We start from the raw sequence: 25,845 nt of genomic DNA, 5'->3' as shown, positions 1-25,845 counted from the left end.
GGTTCAAGATTGCGGTCGTGGGCTACTTCCAGGGGATGAGCCGGTCCGCGGCCGGGCGGGTGGCCTGGATCAGCACCGCATTCGCTTCGTCCGGTCCGTTGGCCCAGGCCTCCGCCGCAGTCCTATCCATGCCGAACGAGACGTGTCTTTCCACGAGCCGGGCCAACCGCAGCACCGGGGGCGTGTCCACGAACCACACTTCGTCCAGCTGCGCCCGGACATCCTTCCACGGCTGATGCTCCATCAGGAGGTAGTTGCCCTCGGTGATGATGAGGGGCACCTCGGCAGGGACAGCGATCGATGCCGCCACCGGCTCGTCCAGGGTCCGCCGGAACTCCGGGGCGTACACTACTGGCTCGTCCCGGCGCACCAGCCTGCGGAGCAATGAAAGGTACCCGCCGGCGTCGAAGGTCTCCATGGCTCCCTTGCGCTGCCGGAGGGGCGGGCCGTCGATGATCGCGTTGCCCAGGTGGAAGCCGTCCATGGGCACCACCACTGCCTGCCCCGGACCAAACTGCTGCCGGATCCATTCCGCGAACGTTGATTTCCCGGAGCCGGGCGTCCCGGCAATGCCCAGTATGACGCGCGTCCCGGGAACCAGTCGGCGCCGGAGGGCATCCATCGCTTCGGCTATCTCGGGTGAGTCCATGGCAAAAGCCTAGACCGGGCCCCGGACATGCGCTCAGTCTCCCCACCTTTGGTTCGGCACAGGCAGCGTACGACGGCGTTTTGCCGGGACACGCCGTCGTCCGTCCTTACAGGCGGGGAGACTCAGCGGTGGGAGATTCAGTTGGGCCGGCCGGAGGCCAGGGGCACCCGGCCGGCTTTGCCGGGCGCTAGCCGGCCTGGAACACTGCTACGGTGCGGGCCGGGACGGTGAAGGTCCCGGTTGCCGGGTCATGGGCGGCAGTCCTGACCACCGGGTCGCTGCCCGAGGCCTGGACCGGGTGCAGGCCGTAAGCGGTGCCTGTGGTGCCGGCGACTGCCTGGCTGACGGCCTCGTCGGCGGCGTTGAACACCACCACCAGCCCGGTGAGGTCCTCGTCCACGTCCGGGCCCACGGAGTCGTCGATCCGCATGACCACCACGCCGGGCGCCTGGTCCGGGCCCGCCGTGGGGAACGAGACCTTCTGCTGCACCAGGGCGGCCTCACCCAGGCGGAACAGCGGCGTGCTCTTGCGGATCTGCAGCAGTTCTGCCGCCCGGCTGCGCGCCTCGGCGATCGCGGCGGGAGCAGGCTTCAGTGCGGGGTCCGCCAGCAGCGGGCGCAGGTAGCCGTACTTGTCCCCGTTGTCGGGCTTGGGCGGCAGTCCGCGGCCGAAGCCGTTGGTGGCATCCGTGTGGTCAAGGATGTTGAACCAGTCGCCCGAGTCGTAGCTGTTGCGGTCCAGGGACTTGCTGCGGAGGGATTCCCCGCCGGCATGCCAGAACGAGATGCCCTGGCTGAAGGCCGTGGTGCTGAGCGCGAGGGTCTGCATCCGCGTCCGTTCCGCCATAGGGGTGTCCTGCGGCAGCTTCAGGGCAAGGGCGTCAAACAGCGTCTCGTTGTCGTGCGCTTCCACGTAGGTGACGGCCTCCTGCGGGTCACTGGTGTATCCGGCCGGGGCGCCGTTGTACGGCACGTCAGAGCCCCTGACGGTTGCACCGGTGCGGTCAACGAAGGAGTAGTCCTTCAAATTGCCGGTCAGGCCCACCTTGATCAGGTCCTGGGCCAGGAGCAGGGATGCTTTCTGCTGCTCCGGGGTGCCGTTGGCGGGGGAGCTGTTGGGGTCGGTGAACAGGCCCGAAGCGAAGCCCTGGACCCGCGGGTCGGGGTCGAAGGGGCCGCCGCCGCGTACGGCGTCGCGCAGCCGGTCATTGAACGTGCCGACGCCGGTTCCTGCCATGTTCTCCTGCGTTGCCTGGACGAACCTTGCGTTGTTGGCCACTTCGCCGAAGTTCCAGCCCTCGCCGTAGAGGGTGATGTTTTTGCCGTCTACGCCATCCTTGGCCATGGTCAGCTCGTCCAGGGCTGCCCGCACGTCCAGCATGTTCTGCTTGGAGTGGTGGCCCATGAGGTCGAAGCGGAACCCGTCCAGCTTGTAGGTCTTGGCAAGCGTCACCAGGGAATCGATCATGAGCTTGCCCATCATCGTGTTCTCGGTGGCCGTGTTGGCGCAGCAGGTGGAGGTCTCCAGCGAGCCGGCGGTGGCGTTCAGGCGGTGGTAGTAGCCGGGAACAATCCGGTCAAGGTTGTTGGACCCGGACTGGCCGGCGCTGGAGGTGTGGTTGTAGACCACGTCCTGGATGACGCGTGCCCCCGCGGCGTTGAGTCCGGCCACCATTTCCCGGAACTCGGTGATCCGTGCCGCGCCGTCAGGGTTGGTAGCGTAAGAGCCTTCTGGAGTGGTGTAGTGCAGGGGATCGTAGCCCCAGTTGAACCCGTCCTTGGAGGCAGTTTCTGCGACGCAGGCCTGCTGCTCCTCCGAATCTGCCGGCAGAGCGGCGAGGTCGCAGGCGGGTTCGAGCTGTTCGCTGCGCCGTTCCTCGATGGTGCCGATGTCGTTCACCGGCAGCAGGTGGACGGCGTTGAGGCCCGCTGAAGTCAGTTCGCGGAGGCGGCGCATGCCGTTGCTGTCCTGCTGTGCGAAGGCTTTGTACGTTCCCCGGTGTTCTTCCGGGACGGAGGCATCGGTGATGGAGAAGTCGCGGACGTGCAGCTCGTACAGGGAAAGGTCCTCCGGCTTGTTGAGCGCGGGCTTCTGCAGCTTCTTCCACCCCTCGGGGGCCAGGGACTTGTCCTCCACGTCAACAAACAGGCTGCGTTCGGAGTTGGCGGAGAGCCCCACGCTGTAGGGGTCCGTGACCAGGTTCCGTTCCACCTTGCCGGTTTCCGGCACGAAGACCTCCACCTCGTACAGGTAGTAGGCGCCGCTCCATTCCTTCTCCCCCGTCAGGGACCAGACGCCATCCGCGCCCGGTTCCATGGCACGGCTGGCCACAGGATCGCCGCCCGAACCGGCAGCGTAAGTGTGGACAGTGACACTGCGGGCAGTCGGCGCCCAGAGGGAAAGCCGGGGGCGGTTGCCCTTCCACGTCAGCCCGAGCTCCTGGCCGGCCGCGCCCTGGTACAGGGTGTCCATGACGCCGGGGACCTGGACGCCGGTGGCTGCGGTGACCTTGCCGTCGGCCCCAACGGCGGCCACCAGCAGCTGGCCCCTGAGCAGTTCCTTTGCGCGAACGGAATCACCTTCCGCCAGCCGCAACGGGGTGAAACCGGCGAGGTGTGGGTACTTCGCTGCCAGCCCTGCATCCAAAGCGCCGGGCGTTTTCTCAAGCGCTGTGTAGCTGCCGCCGGTGACCTGGCCGTCCGCCAGCGCCAGGCCGCCGTCGGGCGCGTTGTAGAGCCGGTACGTAGTTCCCTCCGCGGCCGGCGCCTGCCAGGCGATGGTGTCCGCCGAGAGCCAGTGCGCGCCGGCCTCTGTTCCAAGCGCATCAGGGACATCGTCGCTCAGCGTGTGGCTGGCGTGGTCATAGGTGAAGGTCACGGGACCGCCGGGCGCGTTGAGCACCAGGTCCCCGCCGCCGGCTGCTCCGCCGGCACCGTAGTTCTCATCCCAGGAATTGTTGAGGGCGACCTTCATGCCGTAGGTGCCGGCCGGTATGTCGAAGGTGGCGCGGTACAGCGTTGCCGAGCCCTCGACGGGCTGCAGCCTGCTGGCCGTGCAGTCGGGCTGCCAGTCCCCGGGGCAGCCAATTTCGGATTGCAGGGAGCCAACGAGCGCCACGGCCTGGGGCGCGGCCGTGTGGTCCGCGGACGCCGGGAGGGCAAAGCCGCCCAGCGCCAGGGGCGTGGCACAGGCCGCGGCCAGGGCCGCTGCAAGCTTCCTTCTGAGGGCAGGGGGCAGCCCGGAGGATGTGGGGTGATGAGTCATGGAAGACCTTCCTTGGAGACGCCCCGGCCGTCAGCGGTGAGGAGCGGGGTACCCCTGAGCCTAGGATTCGTTTCACGCAGCGTCAACCGTTTGCTGAAAATTTCACGTCCTGTTTTCATTAAGCTACCGGTCTGCTGTCCGTACACTTGAAGGCACCAAGACTTCCGGACTCCTGTTCCGGTGAAGGAGCTGCATGAGCATGACCGGGAGCCGGACCCCACCCGCCGCAGCCGAACGGCCAAAACTGGAAGACCTCGCACGGAAGGTCGGCGTCAGCATCGCCACCGTGTCCCGGGTGGTCAACGGGCGGAAGGGCGTTTCACGGGAAGTCCGCCAGGCGGTCCTTGCGGCAATGGACGACCTCGGTTATGAACGCCCCGACCGTGCCCGCAGCGACGTGAGGGGCCAGGTTGGCATCATCGTCCCGGACCTGGCCAACCCGATCTTTCCCGCCATTGCCCAGGCCGTGGTCTCCCTGCTTTCCCAGGAGGACTTCATTCCCGTCATTTGTGCCCTGCCCGGGGGAGGGCGTTCGGAGGACGAGTACATCGAGATGCTCGTGGCGCAGGGAGCCGCCGGCATCATTTTCATCTGCACCGCGCATGCGGACGGCCAGGCCAGCCTGGAGCGCTACCACCGGCTACGCGGCCGCGGCATTCCGTATGTGCTGGTCAACGGCCCCCGGCCGGAACTCGGCGCGGCGTCGGTCGCCAACGACGATGCAGCGGCCATCAGCACCGCTGTCCAGCACCTTGCCAGTCTGGGACACCGCAAAGTGGGGTTGGCCATTGGGCCCCACCGCTTCATTCCCAGCCGGCAGAAACTTGCCGGCTTCCGCTCGGCACTCGCGGAATTCCTGGGTGTGGACAACCCCGAGGCCCACACGGCCACGAGTATGTTCACGGTGGAAGGCGGCCAAAGCGCGGCCAACGAGCTCCTCGACTCCGGCCATACTGCGATTGTGTGTGCTTCCGACGTCATGGCCCTTGGGGCCATCCGCGCAGCCCGCGCCAGGGGGCTGCGGGTGCCCGAAGACGTGTCCATCATAGGCTTTGACGATTCGGCGTTGATGGCACTTACCGATCCGCCGCTGACGACGCTGCGGCAGCCAACTGCGGCGATTGCCCACGCTGCCGTCCATGCGCTTGCTGCCGACATGGCAGGTGAGCAGTCCACGCACTCGCCGGTGGTTCTGGCGTCCGACCTGGTGCTGCGCGGCTCTACTGGTCCTGCGGCAAAGCCTTCAGGCCGCCAACGCAGCCAACAATCCCCGCGATAAAAGCCACTTTGAGCACGCTGAAGGCTTCCGCTCCGGTGGCCATCGCCCAGCCGACGGTCAGCGCAGCGCCGACTCCCACCCACACGGCGTAGGCAGTGCCCAGCGGGATGTGCCGGATGGCCCAGCCCAGTCCCAGCATGCTCAGTGTTGCCGTAACAGCGAAAACCAAGGTGGGGAGCGGTTGGCTGAAGCCGTCGGACAGGCCCAGTGCCGTTGCCCACACCGCTTCGAGGACCGCCGAGGCCAGCAGAACCAGCCAGGGAACCCTGTGCTGCCGCATCACGCCACCACCTTCAAGCCCACCACGCACACGGCGATGCCGGACAGCAGGAGGAGGCGTGCCGCCGTCGGACGTTCCACCTGGGTGGCAATGGCATATGCCGAGGTCAGCACCACCCCCACGCCTACCCACACCGCGTAGGCCGTGCCGGTGGGAATGGACTGCATGGCGAGGGCCAGGCCGCCGGTGCTTGCCGCGGCGGACACCAGGAAGAGGGCGGCGGGGCCGATGCGGCGGCGTCCGGAAGCCTGGAAGGCACGGTGCAAGGCTGCGGCCCACACGGCTTCAAGGGCGCCGGAAAGAATAAGTATCAGCCACGACATAAAGGATCCTTTGGCCAGTCTTGTCGAGTGCCGGGTACTGAACCGTCGTCCGGAGGCCCGGGTGCTGAGCCTTGGCTTCCAGCGTAGCAACGCGCGACGACGGCGGGCCACCGGTGGTGCCCAACCTCACCATCCCTGGCCCCCCAACTGGGTAGCGCTAAGTGTCGTTATGGGGCGCCAAAACGACACTTAGCGCTACTTAGTTGGGCAGGGGAGGGGCTAGAGGGCGCCACCCGCAGCTTCGGGCGCAGAGGAGTCCCGGCCGCCGTCGCCGATTGTTTCCCGGGCGATGAAGTTCTCGATGTCGAACAGGTTGTCCGCGCGCTCGGCAATGTTCAGCAGTGTGGTCATGGACGCCACTTCCTCCACCTGCTCCTTCAGGAACCACAGCATGAACTGCTCGCCCAGGGCGTCGTTCTCGCCGCGGGCGGCCCGGAACAGGTCCTCGATGTTGCGGGTCACGTCCTTTTCCTGCTGCAGGGCAAGGGCCAGCGGTTCCGTGACGGAGTCGAAATCGTTGCGGACGGCCGGAACACCGGGAATGGTGAAGGGAATGTCCCGGTCCAGCATGTACTGGACCATCATCATGGCGTGGTTCCGCTCTTCCACGGACTGGCGGTAGAAGTACCTGGCCAGTTGGGGGAGGTCCTGGTTCGCGAACCAAGTGGCCACGGCAATGTACTGCTGTGAGGCAGCGAACTCATTGCCGATCTGGGTGGACAGGAGGGCATTGAAGTTTGAAGTGGTCATAGCCCGAGTCTAGGGACGGCCGCGGGGAGTGGCCAGTGTGGGAAGGCTCTGCTTCTCAGCCGGCCCGCTGGGCCAGCAGCTGTTCCACACGCTCCGGAGCGTAAAGGCTCTCCTCCACCAGCCGGCAGAGTCCAATGGCGGTGGCGGTCCGACTGTCCGCCGGCACAATCTCCAGGTCCACCAGCGAGGGCTCGAAGGCGTCGTCCAGAATCTGCCGGCGGCAGGCGAGCAGGAAGTCCGGGAGCACGCCAACCAGCCCGCCCACGGCGATGCGGCCGGGGTTCAGCGTGCCCACCGTCGCCGCGAGCGTCCGCCCGAGCAGCTGGCCGGCCTCTGCGACGGCGGCGCGGACGGCGGGATCGCTGCCACAGGCATCCACCAGCTGCCGCAGCGAACCGTAGCTGGAGAGCTTGGGATCGGCCAGCAACGCCCGTCCCGAGGCCACCGCGGCAAGGCAGCCGTCCCTGCCGCAGCGGCAGCGCCGGCCGGCCGCCTCCGGAATGCGGACGTGTCCGATGTCCCCCGCGGCCCCGTGGGCGCCCCGCACCAGGGCGCCGCCCACGATGATGCCGGAGCCGACGCCGGTGCTGACTTTGACGGCCACGAGGGATTCGAGGGGCTCGCGTACCTCGCCCACAGCCATGGAGCGGGCGTCATTTTCCAGCAGGACCGGGCAGTCCAGCCTTGACTCCATCACTTCCTGCAGGTTTTGCAGGTTCCAGTGGGCCAGGACAGTCCGCTCCAGTCCCAGGCGGTGGAGCGGGTCCACGGGGGCGGGCAGGCCCACTCCCGCTCCCACCGGCTGCCGCCCGTCGAGCAGCCGGAGTGACTCCCCGATGACCTGGCCGGCCACCGCCTCCTGGGGTTGCCTGATGTCGATGGGCAGCCGTGCGGAGGCCACGATGTCACGGCCCAGGGACAGGAGATGGATCCCGGCGTGGGTGTGGCCGATCTCGATGCCGAGGACCAGCTTGTTGCGGTCATCGAAGCGAAGGGCGCGCGGCGGCCTGCCGCGCTGTGCATGTAGTGGCGAGGATTCGTAGACCAGGCCTGCGGCGAAAAGCGCATCGAGCCGCTCATAGAGGGTGGACCGCGCCATACCCGTGATGTCCAGCAGTTCCGCCCGGCTGTATCCGCCCGCGTTCGAGCGCAGCAGTTGGAGGACATGGCCGGCACTGGTGGCAAGCCCCACCGGAGGTTGGCCCGAGCCCCCGACGAGCGTCCTCTGCTGGGTCATGCTGCTTGCTCCCTCGGAAGTACGGACGGGCGGTCCAGCGCGCCGGACGTTGACGTGGTCTGGATCACACAATTATGATCGATCATCAGACAAAAATACTATCTGCCCTTGAAGCAGGAGGCTCTCATGTCCGATCTCGCTCACTTCGACGTCAGCCGGCGGACCTTGTTGAAGGGAGGCCTGCTGGCGCTGGCTACCGGCCCACTCCTCGCGGCCTGCGGTGTGAATACCAGCGGAAGCGGAGGGGAAGGCTCCGTCAACTTCCTGTCTACCCAGTTCTCCCCGGTGGAGGAACGCCAGAAGTACGAAGCCACGCTGAAGAAGTTTGCAGGGGACATCAAGGTGGCCTACAACCCCGTTGACACCGGCGTCTTCAACACCACCCTGAAGTCCCAGCTCGCCGCAGGGAAAGTGGAGATCGGCATCGCCGCCGGCCTCCACAGCGACCTCATCCCGTTCGCCTCGCAGTTCGAGGACCTCAGCTCCCTCACCAAGGACCTGTCATCCGCCGGCTTCTCCGACGACCTGCTGAAGCTGGCGAAGCTCGGCACGGATGTTCCCCGGTACATCCCCTGGATCCAGGCCACCTACGTGGTTGCGGTCAACAAGAAGGCGCTTGAGTGGCTGCCCTCCGGCGCGGACGTCAACAACCTCACCTACGAGAATTACCTCGCATGGGCGCAGGCCGCCAAGGCGGCCAACGGCGGCCGCCCGGTCTTCGGCATCCCAGCCGGGCCAAAGGGCCTCCACCACCGCTTCTACCAGGGCTTCCTCCTGCCAAGCTTCACCGGCGGGCAGATCACCACGTTCCGCAACGCGGATGCGGTCACCGCCTGGACGTACATGCGGGACCTGTGGGCCAACATGAACCCGGCCTCCGCGAATTACGACTTCATGCAGGAACCCCTGGGCAACGGCGAGGTCCTGGTGGCCTGGGACCACGTGGCCCGCCTCATCAACGCCGTCAAGGACAAGCCGGACGACTGGATGATGGTGCCGGCACCGTCCGGACCGAAGGGCAAGGGCTACCTGCTGGTGGTGGGCGGTATGGCCGTGCCGCAGGGTTCACCGGAGAAGGACAAGGCGTTTGAGCTGATCAAGGCACTGTCCAAGCCTGAGGCGCAGATAGAGACGCTGAAGTCCAACGCTTTCTTCCCGGTGGTGAAGGCAGACATTGGCAGTGACCTGCCCGGCGGCATCGCCCTTGAAGCCAAGGCGGTCAAGGCGCAGCAGGAAGCCCAGGACGCGATCCTGGCCCTCCCGCCGGTGGGACTGGGAGACAAGGATCCCCAGGTCTCGCAGCTGTTCAAGAACTGCTTCCAGGAGATCTGCCTGAACAACGCGGACGTCAAGGCGACGCTGGACCGGCAAGGGGCTGAGCTTGCCAGCATCATGGAGACGCTGAACGTTCCCTGCTGGGCCCCCGATCCTGACGCCGATCAATGCAGGGTTGCCTGATGGCCGCCCCCGACGCCCCGGCAGCAGCCAAGCCTCGGCCCCGGCCCGCAGCGCCGCGGGGCCGGCCGCCGCGCAGGAGCGGCACGTCGGCGGCGATGCTGCTGATCGCCCCGTCCATCGTTTTCATGACGCTGCTCTTCGGCTGGCCGATGGTCAGCGGCATCCTCCAGGCGTTCGGCGGCCCCGAAGGGCTTACGACGGCGAACTTCACGCGGATGGCGCAGGATCCCTACTTCTGGTCCTCCGTGGGCAACACGCTGCTCCTCATCGTGGTGATGATTCCGATCCAGTTCGTGCTGGCGCTTGCCATGGCCCTGCTGATCCGGGCCAAACCGAGGGGCTCGTCGGTGTACTTCTACATCTGGGCCATACCGCTGGCCGTCAGCGACCTTGCCGCCGGCCTGGTGTGGCTGACCGTCTTCACGGACCGGGGATACCTCAACTCCATCCTGGCGTCCGCGGGCCTTGAGCCCGTCTCCTGGCTCGCCTACGACAATTACGCCTCGATGTTCATGGCCGTGCTGATCGCGGAGGTATGGCGCGCCACGTCCCTCGTGTTCGTGATCGTGGTGGCCGGCCTGCAGTCCATCCCCAAGGACTATGAGGAGGCCGCCGGCGTGTTCGGCGCCGGCTTCTGGGACCGGCTCTGGCACGTGACCCTCCCGCTGCTGCGCCCCAGCCTCCAGACGGCCCTGATCCTGAGGACCATCCTCGCGTTCCAGACCTTCGCCGTCGCGCTGGCCCTCACCGGCCAGAACTTCCCGCTGGTGGTCGGTGAGACATACCGGTGGTACACCGGCCTGCAGGACGCCAACGTGGCCTCTGCCCTGGCCCTGGTGGTCATGGCGGTGTCCATGGTGACCGCCGTCGGCTACCTCAAGCTCCTGAGAGACCAATCGGAGGCAGCCCGATGAGCCACGCCACCACCAACAAGGAAACGGCTCCCGAATCGCGGCCGCAGCCGGAGGTGGACCGCAGGCCGCTGGCACGGCGGCGCCGGAGCCGGATACTGCTCCAAGTGGGCTGCATCCTCATCACGCTCTTCATGGCACTTCCCATCTACCTGATCGCACTGTCCGCCACCTCCAGCAGGGCGGCCCTGCAGAAGTTCCCCCTGAGCTTTATTCCGGACAACTTCTCCCTGGAGACGATGCAGACGTTCCTGCAGTCCACGGGCATCCTGGCCGGCCTCATCAACTCCGTCCAGGTGGGCGTCTTCACCCTCGTGTTGTCCCTGCTCATCGGCGTCCCCGCCGGGTACGCGGTAGCACGGTTCGCCTTCCCCGGGCGGGACCCCTACCAGCTGTTCCTGCTCTTCACCCGTGCGCTGCCCATCGTGGTGCTTTCCGTGCCGCTGGCCCAGCTGTTCCTCCAGACCGGGCTGTACGACAGCGTCCTGGCCGTCGTCCTGCTCCACACCGCACTGGCGCTGCCGACCACCATCCTGATCACGTCCTCGGTGTTCCTGGGAGTACCCCGGGACGTCGAGGAAGCTGCCCGCATCTTCGGCTGCAGCCCCGTGCAGGCCTTCCTCAAGGTGGTCATGCCCATGGCCATCCCCGGCATCGCCGCGGCGTCCATCTTCACGTTCGTCATGTCCTGGAATGAAGTCCTGGGTGCGTCGATCCTGACCCTGAACCAGCGCACCCTGCCCGCCCAGGTCCTCAGTTCCCTCGCCGAGTCACCGCTGGCCTACCGGTTCGCCGGCGGCTTCCTGCTGGTGGTCCCGGCACTGATCTTCATCTTCTTCATGCGCCGCTACCTCACAAACATGTGGGGCTCCACGATCCGCTAGTTCTCCCCAGAGAGGCTGTTCCATGGCTGACATCTCCATCAAGGGTCTGCACAAGACCTACCCCGGAAGCACCGAGCTGGCCACGAACAACGTGTCCCTCGAGGTTGCAGAGGGTGAGTTCATGGTGCTCCTGGGGCCCTCGGGCTGCGGGAAGACCACCCTCCTGCGCATGGTAGCGGGGTTGGACTTCCCGGATGAGGGGAGCATCTCCATCGGCGGGCGGGACGTAACCTACCTGCCACCGCAGGACAGGAACCTCTCCATGGTGTTCCAGTCCTACGCCGTGTTCCCGCACCGCAAGGTCCGCACCAACATCGGGTTTGGCCTGGTGATGAAGAAGGTTCCCCGGGATGAACTCGAGAAGAAGGTCGCCTGGGCGGCCGACCTCCTCCAGCTCACCCCCTACCTGGACCGCTACCCAGCCCAGCTCTCGGGCGGGCAGCGGCAGCGCGTCGCCGTCGCCAGGGCGATCGTCATGGACGCAGACGTGCTGCTCATGGACGAGCCACTGTCCAACCTGGACGCCCTCCTGCGACTCGACTTCCGCGCGGAACTGAAAAAGATCGTCCAGCAGCTGGGATCCACCACGCTCTACGTGACCCACGACCAGGTGGAGGCGATGAGCCTGTCGGACCGGGTGGCCGTGATGAAGAAAGGGCAGATTGCCCAGCTGGGGCATCCCATCACCGTCTACGAGGAGCCTGCGGACCGATTCGTCGGGGGATTCATCGGCTCGCCGCCAATGAACTTCCTCGAGGGCCGCGTGACGCAGCAGGGCGCCCTGGAAGTCGCCGGCCAAAGCACCGAGGCGCCTGAATTCCTGGCCCGTTCCGCAGTCCGGTCCGGAGGTCTCCCGGTAATGGTCGGTATCCGTGCGGAAAACATCTATCTTGAGCAGCGCGGAGCGCCGGGGACCCTTGATGCCACCGTGGAAGTGGTGGAACCGCTTGGCCATGCAACCCTGCTGACCGTGGACCTGGGCGGCCAGACCATCAAGGTGCAGGTTGCCTCCACCGTACGGGTTTCCCCGGGAGAAAAGGTTGGCCTGAGGTTCGACCAGGCTGCCATCCGGTTCTTCGACACGGAGACGCAGCTGGGGCTCACGGCATGAGCGCGGCGCCGGACAGGGACACTTATCCGATCCAGGACCCCGAGGAGCTCGGGCGCCGTGCCAGGGACGTCCTGGCAGCAAACGACCTCGGCACCATGGTGACTGCCGCACCCAACCTGTATCCGCACATGTGGAGCTGGGACGCCGCCTTCGTCGCCACCGGACTTTCGACCGTGAGCGTCGAACGGGCCCTCCGGGAGCTCGACTACCTGCTGGCCGCCCAGTGGAAGAGCGGGATGATCCCGCACATCGTCTTCTCCGACGTCCCCGGCTACTTCCCCGACGTTGAGCGCTGGGGGACGCGCGGGGCCGCGCCGGAGGGCGTGCAGTCCAGCGGCATCTGCCAGCCGCCGGTGCATGCCACCATGCTGCGCCGCATCGTGGAACGGGCGACGGCGGCGGGAGGCGAGGATGCCAGGCTCGCCGATGAATTCACCCGGCGGACGCTGCCGGGATGGATCGACTGGCACGCCTGGCTGCGCAGCGCCCGCGGCGGGGACGGCTCGGGCCTGCTGACCATCTACCACGGCTGGGAGTCCGGAATGGACAACTCCCCGCGCTTCGACGGACCGTACTCCAGGGTCAAGCCGGGCGAGATGGAGCCGTTCGTCCGCACGGACACCCAGAAGGTCAAGGACCACAGCCAGCGCCCCAGCGACGAGGAATACAGCCGCTACCTGTGGCTGGTGCAACAGATGGCGGACGTGGGGTTCGACGACGCGCAGTTGCCGCGGGTGATGGCCTTCCAGGTCAAGGACGTCTTTATGTCCGCCATTTATGCCGCGGCCAACGAGGACCTGGCCGTGCTGGCGGAACAGTTCGGACTGCCGGGGGAGGCCCCGCAGCTGCGGCAGTGGGCCCGGGAATTCCGCGAGGGCGTTGACGCGACGGTGGATGAAGGGACCGGACTTGCCCGCGACCGGGACGTGCTGACCGGGGAATGGATCGGACCGCCCACCATGGCGGGCTTCGCGCCGCTGATTTCCACAACGGACCAGGCCCTCCTGGACCGGCAACTGGAGGTCTTCGAAGGGCCGGACTGGACCGGCGACCCCCGCCTGGCCTTCCCGCTGCCGGCCTCCACGTCCACCACGTATGAGGGGCTGAAGCCGCGCCAGTACTGGCGCGGACCGGTATGGCCGGTGATGAACTGGTACCTGGCCCACTGCCTGCGGAGGCGCGGCGACGAGAAGCGCTACCGCCAGCTGCGCGAGGCCTCCCTCGCCCAGCTCATGGAAGGCCATTTCGGCGAGTACTACGAACCCTTCACCGGCGAACCGCTGGGCAGCATGGACCAGTCGTGGACGGCCGCCGTCGCGCTTGAATGGCTTGCCGATCCCCGGAACGGTTGACCGGTGGACGCCGTGCCGGTGCGCCGGAACCCGGTGCGGCTCCTCATCGCCGGTGCCGGTGCCAGGGGTGCAGCCTATGCCCGGCTCGCCGTTGCCACCGGCCAGGCCATCGTGGTGGGCATGGCCGAGCCGCGCCCCGTGCTGCGCAGCCGCCTGGCAGCCGAACTGAAAGTGCCTGCGGAGGGTGTCTTCGCGGACTGGCAGTCAATGCTCGGGAACCGCCTGCCCGCCGATGGCATCATCATCGCCACACCTGACCGCCAGCATGGGGCTCCCTTCGCGGCAGCCGCAGCCCACGGCTATCCGATCCTCCTGGAGAAGCCGGTTGCGGTGGATGCCTCCGGCTGCGCCGAGCTGGAACGCGTGGGGCGCGAAACCGGCGCCAGCGCAACTGTCTGCCACGTGTTGCGCTACACCCCCCTGACCGCGCTCCTCAGGCAGCTCCTGGAGGGCGGGGCGGTAGGCCGGATTATTTCCGTCCAGCACCTGGAGCCCGTGGGCTTCTGGCATTTCGCGCATTCGTACGTGCGCGGAAACTGGCGCCGGGAGGAGGACTCGAGCCCATTCCTCCTTGCCAAATGCACGCACGACGTCGACTGGCTTTCCTACATCATCGGCAGCAGGCCGCTGAAGGTGTCGTCCTTCGGATCTCTGGCCCACTTTCGCCCTGAAGGGGCGCCGGAGGGCGCTGCCCGGCGCTGCGTCGGCTGTCCCGCGGAGCCCCGCTGCCCCTACTCCGCGCTGAAAATCTATGGTGCGGGGCGCCCCACGAACGGGGCCAAGGCTGACCCCGCCCGGGCGTATTTTGCGGACGTGGTGGATCCCGGCGGCACGCCCGAGACGCTGCTGCACGCCCTGGCAACCGGCCCCTACGGCCGCTGCGTCTATTTTTCGGACAACGACGCTGTGGACCACCAGGTGGTGAACATTGAATACGAAGACGGCACAACAGCGTCCTTCACAGCCACGGCCTTTACCGCCGCCGGCCCGCGGCGCACCCGGATCTTCGGCAGCCACGGGGAGATCTCGGTCGAAGCGGACGCCATCTCGGTCTTCGATTTCCTGACCGGGGCAACCACTGTCCACCCCGTCCCTGCTGCCCCACCGCAGGTCCAGGGGGAAAAGCACGAGGGCGGCGACCGCGGCCTGGTGCAGGCGTGGGTGGCGGCGCTTGCCACCGGTGACTGGTCGGCGGTGGTGTCCGGGCTGGAAGAGTCCCTCGTCAGCCACGCTGCCGTTTTCGCCGCCGAGGAGGCCCGCAGGAGCAGCGCCGTGGTTCAGGTTGGCTCGTTCAGCCTGAGGCAGTGACCGGGTCGATGGACACAACGGCCAGGAAGCCGCGGCCCAGGATCTCCGGGGACGCCGTATCGGAGCCCACCACGGCGTCGTAGCGGCCCAGGACCTCAGCTTCGCTGGTTCCCTCGGAGGCCGTGGCCTGCCCCTGCAGCAGGATCCCCAACTGGCCGGCGAACAGCGGATGGGCGCGTTTCCTGGAGATCTCGATGATGGACGTGAAGCCCTTGAAGCTGCCGGCCCGGGTGATGACGTTGAGGTTCGTGACATCCCCCGTGGGAAGGGCGCACGAGGTGGCGGCCCCGCCGGGAAACCGGAACGCGCGGTACTTCTCCAGGGGATGCTCGGAGCCGTCCACCGTCAGGAGCAGGAGTTCGCCTTCCACCACCGTCAGCACCCGCTCCATGCCGGGGAACGGCGAGAAGTCCCCGGCTTTGGTGACCTCGGCGATGCTTACCCGCCAGTCCCATCCGCCATCCTGGAGGGACGCGGCGTCGGGATGGCCGGCAATCTGGGTTGTGACGCCGCCGCCGTTACGCCAGGGCTGGGGCTTGCGGTCAGCGAAGCGGATGATCTCCATCCGTCCAGCCTAGTTGGCCTGCCCTTCCTGCCCCTATCGGCAGCTGCCCGCCTTCCCTGCTACTCTCCTGCGGGGGACAACATCAAAACAGCCTGAAGGAGCCGGGAATGTTCGTCAAAGTGTGTGGCCTCAGCACGCCAGAATCCGTCCGGGTTGCCGTTGAGGCGGGGGCGGACGCGGTGGGGTTCGTCCTGACGGCCAGCCCCCGCGTGGTCTCGCCGTCCCAGGCCTCCGCGCTGCTGGCCGAAGTGCCGGACCGGGTTTCGCCCATCGGCGTGTTCCGTGACGAGCCGGCCGCCGACGCCGTGGCCATCGCCCGTGCCGCCGGGCTGGAGTGGATCCAGCTGCACGGCCGGCGCTCGCGCGCTGACGTGGCCACAGTGCACGACGCCGGCATGAAGCTGGTCAGGGCCGTCACCATGGGTGCCACGGCGGAGGAGCTGGAGGACTGGGGAGAGGACCTGCTCCTGATCGACGCCGCCGTCCCCGGTTCAGGCGAGGCCTGGGACTATGCATCCGTGGCCGAACTTCCTGTGCTTCGGGGACGCAAATGGCTGCTGGCAGGCGGGCTCGACGCCGCCAATGTTGCGCAGGCCTCAACGGCGGCACACGCGTGGGGCGTCGATGTTTCCTCCGGTGTCGAGGTGTCCCGCGGCGTCAAGGACCTGGCAAAGGTCAGCGCTTTCGTGCAGGCAGCCAAGGGTGTGGCTGCCCCGGCCTAGCAGTGGATTCAGGGGCCCGTCAGGGCGGGCCCCCATCCCGCTGCCGCAGTCCCCGGGGCACAATGGAGGGATGAAGGCACTGCTCAACATCATCTGGCTGGTTTTCGGCGGTTTCTGGCTCGCGCTGGGTTATTTTTTCGCGGGGGTCATCTGCTGCCTGCTGGTCGTTACCATTCCCTGGGGCATCGCGTCGTTCCGGATTGCCGCCTACACGCTCTGGCCATTTGGCCGGACGGTGGTGGACAAGCCCGGCGGCGCCGGGGTGTTCTCCCTGCTGGGCAACGTCATCTGGCTGCTGGTGGCAGGCATCTGGATCGCCATCGGACACGTGGTCACAGCCTTCGCCATGGCAATGACCATCATCGGGATCCCGCTGGCCATCGCCAACCTGAAGCTCATCCCGGTGTCCCTGATGCCGCTGGGCAAGCAGATCGTGCCCACCAGCCAGCCGTTCGTTTCCGCCTACCGCTAAGCGCCGGCGCGGAACAGGGACAACGTCAGCGGGGGCTGAACGTCCCGTCCACCAGGATGGCCACCGCGTCGCTGTCGTCCAGCTCCGCGGCAATATCGACGTCGGCCGCGTAGCCTCCGCCGGTCAGCTCCCGGCCGCTGGAACAGCCGTGCAGGATCTCCCGGAGCCGCGGCTCTGCGGCCTCGAAGACGGCCATGGCCGCCACCGCCTCCGGTGAGTATCCGTGCCTGCCGTCTTCGGCCTCATAGCCGCCCTTGCCTGCTGCCACAAGGCCCGCGATGAACGCCCCTGCCCCTATCTGGTCCTCCACGGCCGGGCGGAGGGTGCCGTCCGGCCAGCGTTCGCCGGCCGCAACCACTGCGATCACTGAATCCTCAGGCATGTTGGCAGTCACCCAGTCCGCAGTGGCCGCGGCATTCCGGAGGCACACAGTGGCCACCAGTGGAACGGCGCGCGCAAGTCCGTGGCAGAGCGCGGAACCGTTGGGGGAGGGCAGGACCACCCTATCCAGGGCATCGGCGGCCCGCAGGCTCGCGGGGGAGAGGCTGAGCCCGCCGCCGTCGCGGGGCCCGGCCAGGACAGCCCGGTGGCGGGCGGCGAAGTCCTCCGCGCCGGTGTCCTTCCAGGGAAAAGGGAAAACCGTGGCGCCCCGGTCCAGGGCGACGCTCACGCAGGTGCTGAAGGACAGGACGTCAACCACCACGGCGAGGTCCGCGCCGGACGTTACTGTGCCGGCGCCGTCGGGCCCCCATTCCACCCGGACCTCATAGGGCAGCTGCCGGTGCGCGGCGCTTGCGGTGAACGTGTGGCGGGGATTGGAGGTGGGTGCGTTCACGCCAGCTCGCCCTTCAAGTTGCGGTGCGCGGCAGCCAGCCACAGCTCCCGTGCCCTGCCGCTGTGGAACAGCGGCTCCAGTTCCAGCAGTTGGCGTACGACGGCGGCGCGCCCGGCCGCGAAGTCGGCGTCGCCGATGTGCGCGTAATCCTTCCGGACGGCGGCAACGTACCTGGCATATTCCTCGGGGTCCCCGCCGAGGACGGACAGGTCGGCGTCGCAGAGGAGGGCGCCGTCGTCGTCCCCCTGTTCGGGGCGGTGATCGGCGGTCAGCCGGACAAGCCGTGCCACCTCGGCCGCCTCTGCCTCCGGAAGGCCGGCGTCATGCAGCCGCTCCTCGGCGAGGCGGGCGGACTCCTCCTCGTCCTGGCCGGCTATGCCGCGGTAGACGGCGTCGTGGAACCAGGCCGCCAACAGGACCGTCCGCGGTGGGTCGGTGGGATCGGTGAGGAGGTCGAGGGCTTCGAGCACTCCCAGCAGGTGCGTGCAGCCGTGATAGTGGCGGTGGTCCTCGCTCCACCGGTCCAGGAGGTCAAGGAACAGGGAGTCATGGCCCGGCATGATCGAGTTCCAGCGGTTCAGCAGGGGCATCTTGAGCGATTTGTTCCGTTGCCGGGCCGGGATGCGCAGGCCGCTGGCGATCAGCTTTCGGACCAGGATCCTGGCTTCCACAGGAACGGCGCCGGCTGTCACGAGGTCATCAAAGCGGCGCTCCGGAACGTCGTAGTGGTCCCCGTCAAAGGCCCGCTGGGGGATACCGGCCGCAGCCGCAAACGCATGCAGTTCCGCCAGCGAGTCGTCGGAAATGAGGTGCGAGAAGTGTGTTCCGTGCGCAGGCCAGAGGGGCGGGTCGATGTATATCAAGTGATCCTTTCCGAGCCCCGGAACCTTTCGGACGCCTGCTGAAAAGATCCTAGCGCCGCTCGGGTCCGTCGTTCCATCATTCGGAATTCCAGACCTTGTGCCAGCAACACGCGGCCGGGAGAACCTCAACGTCCCGGAGATATTCCCCAACGGAGCTTGCCCTCTGCAACTGTGGGTATGAAGGCCAGCGCAGGTTGGCCAGTCCGCAGGCTTAACAGAGTGTCAGCCAAGAGAGCTTCAAGCGATGGCCAAATCGCCGGGCGCCAATCGGCCTCGTCCTTGAAATATTCACTTATGCAGCCGTGCCGCCGTCCTTTTCTGAGGTCGACGAACAGGAAGTCGCCGGAACCGTCGTCTGCGACCGGGAGGAAGGATGAGATGAACATAGAAACCCTGGTGCCGGCTTCTTCAGCTGCAGCACGTGCCGGGTCGTACGGTTGATGGGGCGTGGGCGCAAGAGTACCGCCGTAAGCTTCGTGGACGGCGCGCAGATTCAAGTAAAGAGGCGACCTCTTCTCCCGTTCGTCCACGGCATTTGCTTCCTCTCCAACCCGCGCCCAGATGTCGAGCAACATTTGTTGTGTCTTCCCCGCTTCTTTCAGTGGGAGCGGCCGATAGTTCGGGAAGACATAGCCTGCGGTTGACGGCTCGGCGCCGTCGAAGAGCCGATAGAGAGTCGACAGGTCTTTGTGCCACCCGTTGGGTGCTGCCTCTTCAAATGAGCGAATGAGTGCTTCGGGCGCGGGGGCTCGTATGGTCCTGGCTGTTTCTGGTGCGTTAACACTCAGCCACTCAACAATTTCAGTCCACACTTTCTGAATCCCCATGCCGAGAATCTACCCACCTTTCCTCCTCTGGGCACCGAAAAGCTTCAGCACTTCGTTCCATGAACACGGGCCGAAGGAAGGCACAGCCGCACGACTGCGTGTCCCGGCTGTGCCTTGCAGCCCAGTTGCTTCCCGGTTGCGGGTCCGCTCAGCCCGCTGCTGCGCGGAATTCCGGGTGTCCGTGCTGGGGAAACCGGAAGTAACTGGGCTGGAACGCACGCGGCAAGCTGAAGCTTAGGGTGCGAACGCGTTTCCGGATAAGCGGTTTTGCGGTGCCCTGTTATCCGCAGATGCGGACTATTATGGCCGGATGGGTCTTATTCGCGTCTCCGAAGCTGCCCGGTTCCTGGGTGTCAGTGACGATACCGTGCGGCGCTGGACGGAGAACGGGAGCCTGACGCCGCGTAAGGACAACGCCGGCCGGCTCGCGGTTGATGGCCTGGAACTGGCGCGGCACGCACAGAAACTGGCGCAGCTCCCGGACGATCCGCACCGCACGGGCAGTTCGGCCCGCAACCGGTTCGTCGGACTTGTCACCGGCATCAAGGCGGACAGCGTCATGGCCCAGGTGGAACTGCAGTGCGGACCCTTCCGCGTGGTGTCCCTGATGAGCAGCGAGGCCGTCAATGAACTGGGGCTGGAACTCGGCTCCGTGGCCACGGCCGTGGTCAAGGCCACCACGGTCATCATCGAAACCCCGCAGGGAAAGGGCGCCGCGTGACGCGGGCGCGGCGGGCCGTGGCCTTGCTTACGGCAGTCCTGTTCGCGGCACCGCTCGCCGCCTGTGCCGGCGGCGCGGGCAACAGTACCGCCGGCGGCAACGCCACTCAGGGAACGGGCAAGGGAGCGGACCAGGAAACGCTGACGGTTTTCGCCGCGGCGTCCCTAAAAACCAGCTTCACCGAGCTTGCTGAACGGTTCGGAAAGGAGAACCCCGGAACCAGCGTGACCCTCAGCTTTGCCGGTTCAGCGGACCTGGCCACCCAGATCAGCCAGGGTGCGCCTGCGGACGTGTTCGCCTCGGCGGATGACAGGAACATGGCCAAGCTGCAGGATGGGGGCCTGGTGGACGGCGACCCGCGCGACTTCGCCACCAACACCCTGGCCATCGCAGTTCCGGCAGGCAACCCGGCAGGGATCGGATCCTTCGCGGACCTTGCCAGGAGCGGTACGAAACTTGTGATGTGCGCCCGCCAGGTGCCCTGCGGAGCCGCCGCGGCCGCCGTCGAACAGCAAACGGGAACGGACCTCAGTCCGGTCAGCGAGGAAAACTCCGTGGCCGATGTCCTGGGCAAAGTGACCTCCGGCGAAGCCGACGCCGGACTCGTGTATGTCACCGATGTCCGGGCAGCCGGAGGCAAGGTGGAAAACATTCCCTTCCCGGAGGCCGCCGGAGCGGTGAACACATACCCGATCGCAACGTTGGCCGGCAGCCGGAACAAGGCCGCCGCCGCAAAGTTCCTGGAACTGGTGACCGGCCCCGGTGGCCGGGAAATCCTTGCTGCCGCCGGGTTTGGGCCGGGCCGCTAATGGCAGCAGATGAGGCGCAGCGCGTGACCGGCAGGCGTCCGGGCGGGCGGCAGGCCGGCCAACGGCACAAGGGAACCGGGCACCAGAGGTACACAGGCATTCCCCGGTGGCTGTACGCGCTGGCAGTGCTGGCCGCCACAGTGGTGGTCCTGCCGCTTGTGGCCATGGTGGCGCGGGTCAACTGGGCCAACTTCCTGCCGCTGGTCACGTCCGAGTCCGCCCTTGCGGCGCTGGGCCTGAGCCTGCGGACCTCGGCGGCGAGTACTGCCCTGTGCATCGTGCTGGGCGTTCCGCTTGCCGTGGTCCTTGCCCGCGGCACACTTCCGCTGCTGGGGCTCCTGCGCTCGCTGGTGCTGCTCCCGCTGGTCCTGCCGCCCGTGGTGGGCGGCATCGCCCTCCTGTACACATTCGGACGGCAGGGCCTCCTCGGCGGGGCGATTCACGTGCTGGGTCTGCAGATCGCGTTTTCCACCACGGCCGTGGTCCTGGCCCAGACGTTTGTGGCACTGCCGTTCCTGGTGGTCAGCCTCGAGGGTGCGCTGCGCACCGGCGGACACAGGTACGAGGCCGTGGCAGCGACGCTCGGCGCATCGCCGGGAACCGTCTTCCGCCGCGTCACGCTGCCGCTCGTCCTGCCGGGCCTGGCATCCGGGGCGGTCCTCGCCTTTGCCAGGAGCCTGGGCGAATTCGGCGCCACCCTCACGTTCGCGGGCAGCCTGCAGGGGGTCACCCGGACGCTGCCGCTGGAAATCTACCTGCAGCGAGAGACCGACCCGGACGCCGCCGTCGCGCTTTCCCTGGTGCTGGTGGCCGTGGCAGTCGCCGTGGTGGCACTCGCCTACCGGCGCCCCGCGGGCAGGACACGCGGCCTCAAGGCTTCCGGACAGCGGCCGACGGCGGCTGCCGCACCGGGCGGGGACGTGCCGTGACGTTCTCGTTCCAGGCAGCCGTGGCGGAGCGCGGTTTCGACGTCGCCTTCTCCCTGGGGCCTGCCGAAACCGTGGCAGTGATGGGGCCCAACGGGGCGGGCAAGTCGACGCTGTTCTCGATTATTGCGGGGCTGCTGCGGCCGGACAGCGGACGGGCCGAGCTGGACGGCCGGGCCCTGTTTCAGGTGGGGGACGGCCGGAACCAGTGGGTCCCGCCCCACCTCCGCGGCACGGCATTGCTCGCACAGGAACCGCTGCTCTTCCCGCACCTCACCGCGGTGGACAACGTGGCCTTCGGTCCACGCAGCGCGGGTAACCCCAAGGGCCTGGCCAAGGCCAAGGCGCTGCAGTGGCTGGCCGAAGTGGAGGCTGCAGGCCTTGCAGCCCGCCGCCCCGCGGAGCTTTCCGGCGGGCAGGCGCAGCGCGTTGCCGTGGCCCGGGCGCTCGCCGCGGATCCAGGGCTCCTCCTCCTCGATGAACCGATGGCCGCGCTGGATATCCACTCGGCCCCGCTGCTCCGGCGGCTGCTCAAGCACGTCCTCGCGGACCGGCCGGCCATTATCATTACCCATGACGTCCTGGACGCGCTGATGCTGGCGGACAGGGTGGTCATCCTTGAAAACGGGCGCATCGCCGAGGAGGGCCCCACGCGGCAGGTGCTGCAGCGGCCGCGCAGCGCCTTCGGAGCCGGGCTCGCCGGGCTCAACTTCATTCCCGGAACGTATGCCGGGGATGGCGTCCTGGCAGGCCGGGGACAGCACATTGCCGGCCACAGCGAGGACCCCATCCCGCCGTGCCAGGCCGCCGTGGCCGTGTTCCCGCCGTCGTCCGTATCCGTGTTCCTCACCGACGCCCACGGAAGTCCGCGCAATTCCTTCGAGGTGGCCATCACGGACCTCGAACCGCACGGCGACTTCATCCGGGTCAGGGCAGGAAGCCTCGCGGCGGACATCACTCCGGCGGCGTCGGCGGACCTCGGCCTGGTCCCCGGCCTGCCGGTGCACTTCGTGGTGAAGGCGACGGCGGTTTCGGTTTACCCGTTGTAGGAGGAAAGCCGCGCGGAGCGCCTACATGCCGGGCAGGTCCAGGGTTTCGTAGACCTGGATGCTGGCTCCGGGCATCATCAGGTGGGGATGGCCGTCCAGCAGCGCCTGGGCTCCGGCAAGATCGTCAGCCTGGAGGATGCTGTAGCCTGCCGCCCCCGTCTTGGCTTCAGTGGCCCCCGTCGCAGTGATTTCCGTTCCGGCGCCCAAGGGGCTTCCCATGTCCACGATGCCGTCCCCGGCACGCGCGGCCCATTCCATCCAGGCCTTCATCCCCTCCTGCGCGGCTTCGGGCGAACTTTCCGCCATCTGGGCCTGGGCTGACTGCTGTGCGAAGTAAAGAACAACAAACTTTTTCATGGATTGTCCCCTCTGTACTGCGCCGGCGGCACGCTGCTCCCGGCCACAGGCCGATAGTAGAGCGCATGGCTGCGAATGGGAACAGGAGTGGTGGAGGCAGATAGGGCCGGTTGCCTCTTCCATTGCGCCCCGAGGGCTGTTTCGCTGTAGGCAAACAGTTCCGGTAAAGCGTCCCCAAATCAAAGTTGAGCGTAGTACACTCAACTTAGGAAATCTGCCCCCCGAAAGGAGCTCTCTTTGGACGTCAAATTCACCACCAAGAGCCAGGAGGCTCTCTCGGCTGCGGCCATGAACGCCTCCACGGCGGGAAACCCCCAGGTGGAGCCCGCGCACCTGCTCAAGGCGCTGATGGACCAGCGCGAAGGGGTGGCCGTGGCCCTGCTGCGCGCCACCGGCGCCGATCCGGACTCCGTCAGCGTGCAGGCGAGCAGCGCCATCAAGGCGCTGCCGGCCACCTCCGGCGGCTCCAGCCAGCAGGCCCAGCTTTCGCGCCCCGCCCTGCAGGCAATCCAGAACGCCAAGAATGAAGCCGACCGGCTGGGGGACACCTTCGTGTCCACCGAGGTCCTCCTGCTGGGCCTGTCCGCCGGAAATGACGCCGCAGCACGCCTGCTGCGCGACGCCGGTGCCTCCCATGAGGCGCTCCTCGCCGCGCTGCCGGGTGTCCGCGGAGACCGCAAGGTGGACAGCCAGGATCCGGAGAACACCTTCCAGGCACTGGAGAAGTACGGCACCGACCTTACTGCCATGGCCCGTGCCGGCAAGCTGGATCCCGTGATCGGCCGGGACTCCGAAATCCGGCGCGTGGTCCAGGTCCTGTCCCGCCGCACCAAGAACAACCCGGTGCTCATCGGCGAGCCGGGCGTGGGCAAGACTGCCGTGGTGGAAGGGCTGGCGCAGCGGATGGTGGCGGGCGACGTCCCCGAAAGCCTGCGCGGCAAGACGCTCATCTCCCTGGACCTCGGTTCCATGGTTGCCGGCGCGAAGTACCGCGGCGAGTTCGAGGAGCGGCTGAAGGCGGTCCTCGAGGAAATCAAGGGCTCCGAGGGCCAGATCGTCACCTTCATTGACGAAATCCACACGGTGGTCGGGGCGGGCGCCACCGGTGACTCCTCCATGGACGCCGGAAACATGCTCAAGCCCATGCTGGCCCGCGGCGAGCTGCGGCTGATCGGTGCCACCACCCTGGATGAATACCGCGAAAACATCGAGAAGGACGCGGCCCTCGAACGCCGCTTCCAGCAGGTGTACGTCGGCGAGCCCAGCGTGGAGGACACCATCGGCATCCTCCGCGGCCTCAAGGAACGCTACGAGGCGCACCACAAGGTGTCCATCGCAGACTCTGCCCTCGTGGCGGCCGCAACCCTCTCCAACCGCTACATCTCAGGCCGCCAGCTGCCGGACAAGGCCATCGACCTGGTGGACGAGGCCGCTTCACGGCTCCGGATGGAGATCGACTCCGCCCCGGAGGAGATCGACCAGCTGCGGCGCCAGGTGGACCGGCTCACCATGGAGGAGCTGGCCCTGACCGGGGAATCGGACCCGGCCTCAGTGGAGCGGCTGGCGGCTCTCCGGGCGGACAAGGCTGACAAGGAAGAGGAGCTCTCTGCCCTGAACGCCCGGTGGGAGGCCGAGAAAGCGGGGCTCAACCGGGTGGGTGACCTGAAGGCGAAACTGGATGAGCTGCGCAGCGCTGCGGACAAGGCCCAGCGCGAGGGCGACCTCGAGGCCGCATCACGGATCCTCTACGGGGAAATCCCCGCGCTGGAACGCGAGCTGAACGCCGCCGCCGAAGCGGAAGCCGCCGTGACGGACAAGTCCTCGCAGATGGTGGCCGAGGAAGTCACGGCAGAGGATATCGCCGAGGTCATTTCCGCCTGGACCGGCATCCCCGCCGGCCGCATGCTGCAGGGCGAGAGCCAGAAGCTGCTGCACATGGAGCAGGAGCTCGGGAAGCGGCTGATCGGCCAGTCGAAGGCTGTTACTGCAGTCTCCGATGCCGTCCGGCGCGCGCGTGCCGGGATCAGCGACCCCAACCGCCCCACCGGTTCGTTCCTGTTCCTGGGCCCCACCGGCGTCGGCAAGACGGAGCTGGCCAAGGCGCTCGCGGACTTCCTGTTCGACGACGAACGCGCCATGGTGCGGATCGACATGTCCGAGTACGGCGAGAAGCACTCCGTGGCCCGGCTCGTGGGCGCGCCTCCGGGCTACGTGGGCTACGAGGAGGGCGGCCAGCTGACGGAAGCCGTCCGCCGTCGTCCGTACTCCGTGGTGCTGCTGGACGAGGTGGAGAAGGCCCACCCCGAGGTGTTCGACATCCTCCTGCAGGTGCTCGACGACGGCCGCCTTACCGATGGCCAGGGCCGCACGGTGGATTTCCGCAACGTGATCCTGGTGCTGACCTCCAACCTGGGCAGCCAGTTCCTGGTGGACCAGTCGCTGGACGCCGAAGCCAAGCGGAACGCCGTTATGGCCACCGTCAACGCCTCCTTCAAGCCCGAGTTCCTGAACCGGCTGGATGAGGTTGTGCTGTTCGACGCCCTGAGCGTCGAGGAGCTGGCGCACATCGTCGAGCTGCACGTGGCGGAGCTGGGGCGCCGGCTGTACGAGCGGCGGCTAACCCTGGAAGTCACCGAGGGCGCCAAGGCATGGCTGGCGCTCTCCGGTTACGATCCCGCCTACGGCGCCCGGCCGCTGCGCCGCCTCGTGCAGCGCGAAATCGGCGACCGCCTGGCGAAAGCCATCCTGGCCGGCGAGATCAGCGACGGCGACACCGTGCTGGTGGACACGGCGGCGGACCTGGGGGAGCTCTCCGAGGGCAGCGTGGATGTCCTAACGGGGGCACCCGGCTCCGGGCTCTCGGTCCGGCGGAAGGACTGACTGCAGGGTTGC

The 25,845-nt window shown here is 67.3% G+C and carries 25 protein-coding genes and 1 riboswitch; of the genes, 14 read left to right on the top strand and 11 right to left on the bottom strand.

Features of this window, described 5'->3' with window-relative positions; translation table 11 throughout:
• Positions 1 to 22: 22 nt before the first annotated feature.
• Complete coding sequence (locus KTR40_RS17145; RefSeq protein WP_228404500.1) at positions 23 to 649, bottom strand: nucleoside/nucleotide kinase family protein; 627 nt, start codon at positions 647 to 649, stop codon at positions 23 to 25.
• A 187-nt stretch (positions 650 to 836) separates the two neighbouring features.
• A complete protein-coding gene (gene pulA, locus KTR40_RS17140) occupies positions 837 to 3,914 on the bottom strand; it encodes a pullulanase-type alpha-1,6-glucosidase (protein ID WP_228404499.1) in 3,078 nt (1,025 codons plus the stop codon).
• A 193-nt stretch (positions 3,915 to 4,107) separates the two neighbouring features.
• On the opposite strand from pulA, the gene KTR40_RS17135 reads away from it, so the two are divergent.
• Entirely contained in the window at positions 4,108 to 5,193 is a 1,086-nt protein-coding gene (locus KTR40_RS17135) for a LacI family DNA-binding transcriptional regulator (RefSeq protein ID WP_228404498.1), read from the top strand.
• Here KTR40_RS17135 and KTR40_RS17130 read toward each other — a convergent pair.
• The 4 genes from KTR40_RS17130 to KTR40_RS17115 form a co-directional block, all read right to left on the bottom strand.
• Positions 5,135 to 5,473, bottom strand: coding sequence for a multidrug efflux SMR transporter (locus KTR40_RS17130; RefSeq protein ID WP_228404497.1), 339 nt, complete (start codon positions 5,471 to 5,473; stop codon positions 5,135 to 5,137). The genes KTR40_RS17135 and KTR40_RS17130 overlap by 59 nt on opposite strands.
• Positions 5,473 to 5,796, bottom strand: coding sequence for a multidrug efflux SMR transporter (locus KTR40_RS17125; RefSeq protein ID WP_228404496.1), 324 nt, complete (start codon positions 5,794 to 5,796; stop codon positions 5,473 to 5,475). Before KTR40_RS17125 ends, KTR40_RS17130 begins: the two co-directional genes overlap by 1 nt.
• A 9-nt stretch (positions 5,797 to 5,805) precedes the next feature.
• Positions 5,806 to 5,871, bottom strand: a riboswitch (guanidine-III (ykkC-III) riboswitch).
• 144 nt (positions 5,872 to 6,015) lie between these two features.
• Positions 6,016 to 6,546, bottom strand: a complete 531-nt coding sequence (locus tag KTR40_RS17120) for a ferritin (RefSeq protein ID WP_139030687.1) — start codon at positions 6,544 to 6,546, stop codon at positions 6,016 to 6,018.
• A gap of 55 nt (positions 6,547 to 6,601) precedes the next feature.
• The gene (locus tag KTR40_RS17115) at positions 6,602 to 7,783 is read right to left on the bottom strand and encodes an ROK family protein (protein ID WP_139030686.1); all 1,182 of its coding nucleotides are present in this window, start codon (positions 7,781 to 7,783) and stop codon (positions 6,602 to 6,604) included.
• Positions 7,784 to 7,909: 126 nt separating this feature from the next.
• On the opposite strand from KTR40_RS17115, the gene KTR40_RS17110 reads away from it, so the two are divergent.
• Genes KTR40_RS17110 through KTR40_RS17085 form a run of 6 tightly spaced genes read left to right on the top strand, consistent with a single transcriptional unit; the run spans position 7,910 to position 14,807 of the window.
• A complete protein-coding gene (locus KTR40_RS17110; RefSeq protein ID WP_139030685.1) occupies positions 7,910 to 9,241 on the top strand; it encodes an ABC transporter substrate-binding protein in 1,332 nt (443 codons plus the stop codon).
• Positions 9,241 to 10,155, top strand: coding sequence for a carbohydrate ABC transporter permease (locus KTR40_RS17105; RefSeq protein WP_205677059.1), 915 nt, complete (start codon positions 9,241 to 9,243; stop codon positions 10,153 to 10,155). Before KTR40_RS17110 ends, KTR40_RS17105 begins: the two co-directional genes overlap by 1 nt.
• Positions 10,152 to 11,036 (top strand): carbohydrate ABC transporter permease, encoded by an 885-nt coding sequence (locus tag KTR40_RS17100; protein WP_139030684.1) that lies wholly within the window; start codon positions 10,152 to 10,154, stop codon positions 11,034 to 11,036. The genes KTR40_RS17105 and KTR40_RS17100 overlap by 4 nt, the downstream gene beginning before the upstream one ends.
• Positions 11,037 to 11,058: 22 nt before the next feature.
• Complete coding sequence (locus KTR40_RS17095; RefSeq protein ID WP_228404495.1) at positions 11,059 to 12,147, top strand: ABC transporter ATP-binding protein; 1,089 nt, start codon at positions 11,059 to 11,061, stop codon at positions 12,145 to 12,147.
• Positions 12,144 to 13,499, top strand: coding sequence for a glycogen debranching protein (locus KTR40_RS17090; protein ID WP_228404494.1), 1,356 nt, complete (start codon positions 12,144 to 12,146; stop codon positions 13,497 to 13,499). Before KTR40_RS17095 ends, KTR40_RS17090 begins: the two co-directional genes overlap by 4 nt.
• A 3-nt stretch (positions 13,500 to 13,502) precedes the next feature.
• Positions 13,503 to 14,807, top strand: a complete 1,305-nt coding sequence (locus KTR40_RS17085) for a Gfo/Idh/MocA family oxidoreductase (RefSeq protein ID WP_228404493.1) — start codon at positions 13,503 to 13,505, stop codon at positions 14,805 to 14,807.
• Here the strand turns inward: KTR40_RS17085 and KTR40_RS17080 are convergent.
• Positions 14,791 to 15,372: a HutD family protein gene (locus KTR40_RS17080; protein ID WP_228404492.1), complete on the bottom strand. Its 582-nt coding sequence runs from the start codon at positions 15,370 to 15,372 to the stop codon at positions 14,791 to 14,793. The genes KTR40_RS17085 and KTR40_RS17080 overlap by 17 nt on opposite strands.
• A gap of 107 nt (positions 15,373 to 15,479) precedes the next feature.
• Between KTR40_RS17080 and KTR40_RS17075 the strand changes: the two genes are divergently transcribed.
• The gene (locus tag KTR40_RS17075) at positions 15,480 to 16,094 is read left to right on the top strand and encodes a phosphoribosylanthranilate isomerase (RefSeq protein WP_139030680.1); all 615 of its coding nucleotides are present in this window, start codon (positions 15,480 to 15,482) and stop codon (positions 16,092 to 16,094) included.
• Between the two features lie 70 nt (positions 16,095 to 16,164).
• Positions 16,165 to 16,566, top strand: coding sequence for a YccF domain-containing protein (locus tag KTR40_RS17070; RefSeq protein WP_139030679.1), 402 nt, complete (start codon positions 16,165 to 16,167; stop codon positions 16,564 to 16,566).
• Between the two features lie 25 nt (positions 16,567 to 16,591).
• On the opposite strand, the gene KTR40_RS17065 is transcribed toward KTR40_RS17070, so the two are convergent.
• The 3 genes from KTR40_RS17065 to KTR40_RS17055 form a co-directional block, all read right to left on the bottom strand.
• Positions 16,592 to 17,401 carry a 2-phosphosulfolactate phosphatase gene (locus tag KTR40_RS17065; protein WP_228404491.1) on the bottom strand — a complete coding sequence of 270 codons (810 nt, stop codon included), beginning with the start codon at positions 17,399 to 17,401 and terminating at the stop codon, positions 16,592 to 16,594.
• Positions 17,398 to 18,264: a DUF4031 domain-containing protein gene (locus tag KTR40_RS17060; RefSeq protein ID WP_228404490.1), complete on the bottom strand. Its 867-nt coding sequence runs from the start codon at positions 18,262 to 18,264 to the stop codon at positions 17,398 to 17,400. The genes KTR40_RS17065 and KTR40_RS17060 overlap by 4 nt, the downstream gene beginning before the upstream one ends.
• Before the next feature lie 125 nt (positions 18,265 to 18,389).
• Positions 18,390 to 19,091, bottom strand: coding sequence for an SMI1/KNR4 family protein (locus tag KTR40_RS17055; RefSeq protein WP_228404489.1), 702 nt, complete (start codon positions 19,089 to 19,091; stop codon positions 18,390 to 18,392).
• A 310-nt stretch (positions 19,092 to 19,401) separates the two neighbouring features.
• Between KTR40_RS17055 and KTR40_RS17050 the strand changes: the two genes are divergently transcribed.
• The 4 genes from KTR40_RS17050 to KTR40_RS17035 are packed head-to-tail and all read left to right on the top strand — an operon-like array spanning position 19,402 to position 22,596.
• The gene (locus tag KTR40_RS17050) at positions 19,402 to 19,812 is read left to right on the top strand and encodes a molybdopterin-binding protein (protein WP_139030675.1); all 411 of its coding nucleotides are present in this window, start codon (positions 19,402 to 19,404) and stop codon (positions 19,810 to 19,812) included.
• A complete protein-coding gene (gene modA, locus KTR40_RS17045; protein WP_228404488.1) occupies positions 19,809 to 20,621 on the top strand; it encodes a molybdate ABC transporter substrate-binding protein in 813 nt (270 codons plus the stop codon). Before KTR40_RS17050 ends, modA begins: the two co-directional genes overlap by 4 nt.
• A gap of 23 nt (positions 20,622 to 20,644) precedes the next feature.
• A complete protein-coding gene (locus tag KTR40_RS17040) occupies positions 20,645 to 21,550 on the top strand; it encodes an ABC transporter permease (RefSeq protein WP_228404487.1) in 906 nt (301 codons plus the stop codon).
• Positions 21,547 to 22,596, top strand: coding sequence for a sulfate/molybdate ABC transporter ATP-binding protein (locus tag KTR40_RS17035; RefSeq protein ID WP_228404486.1), 1,050 nt, complete (start codon positions 21,547 to 21,549; stop codon positions 22,594 to 22,596). Before KTR40_RS17040 ends, KTR40_RS17035 begins: the two co-directional genes overlap by 4 nt.
• Positions 22,597 to 22,617: 21 nt before the next feature.
• Here the strand turns inward: KTR40_RS17035 and KTR40_RS17030 are convergent, their stop codons facing one another.
• Positions 22,618 to 22,953, bottom strand: coding sequence for a YciI family protein (locus KTR40_RS17030; RefSeq protein WP_139030673.1), 336 nt, complete (start codon positions 22,951 to 22,953; stop codon positions 22,618 to 22,620).
• Between the two features lie 237 nt (positions 22,954 to 23,190).
• Here KTR40_RS17030 and clpB point away from each other — a divergent pair, with 237 nt between their 5' ends.
• Positions 23,191 to 25,833: an ATP-dependent chaperone ClpB gene (gene clpB / locus KTR40_RS17025; RefSeq protein ID WP_228404485.1), complete on the top strand. Its 2,643-nt coding sequence runs from the start codon at positions 23,191 to 23,193 to the stop codon at positions 25,831 to 25,833.
• The last annotated feature ends 12 nt before the right edge of the window (positions 25,834 to 25,845 follow it).

The organism is Pseudarthrobacter sp. L1SW, from assembly GCF_020809045.1.
Classification (GTDB): domain Bacteria; phylum Actinomycetota; class Actinomycetes; order Actinomycetales; family Micrococcaceae; genus Arthrobacter.
The sequence above is the reverse complement of the archived record's forward strand: the minus strand, read 5'-3'. Positions and strand labels throughout refer to the sequence as shown.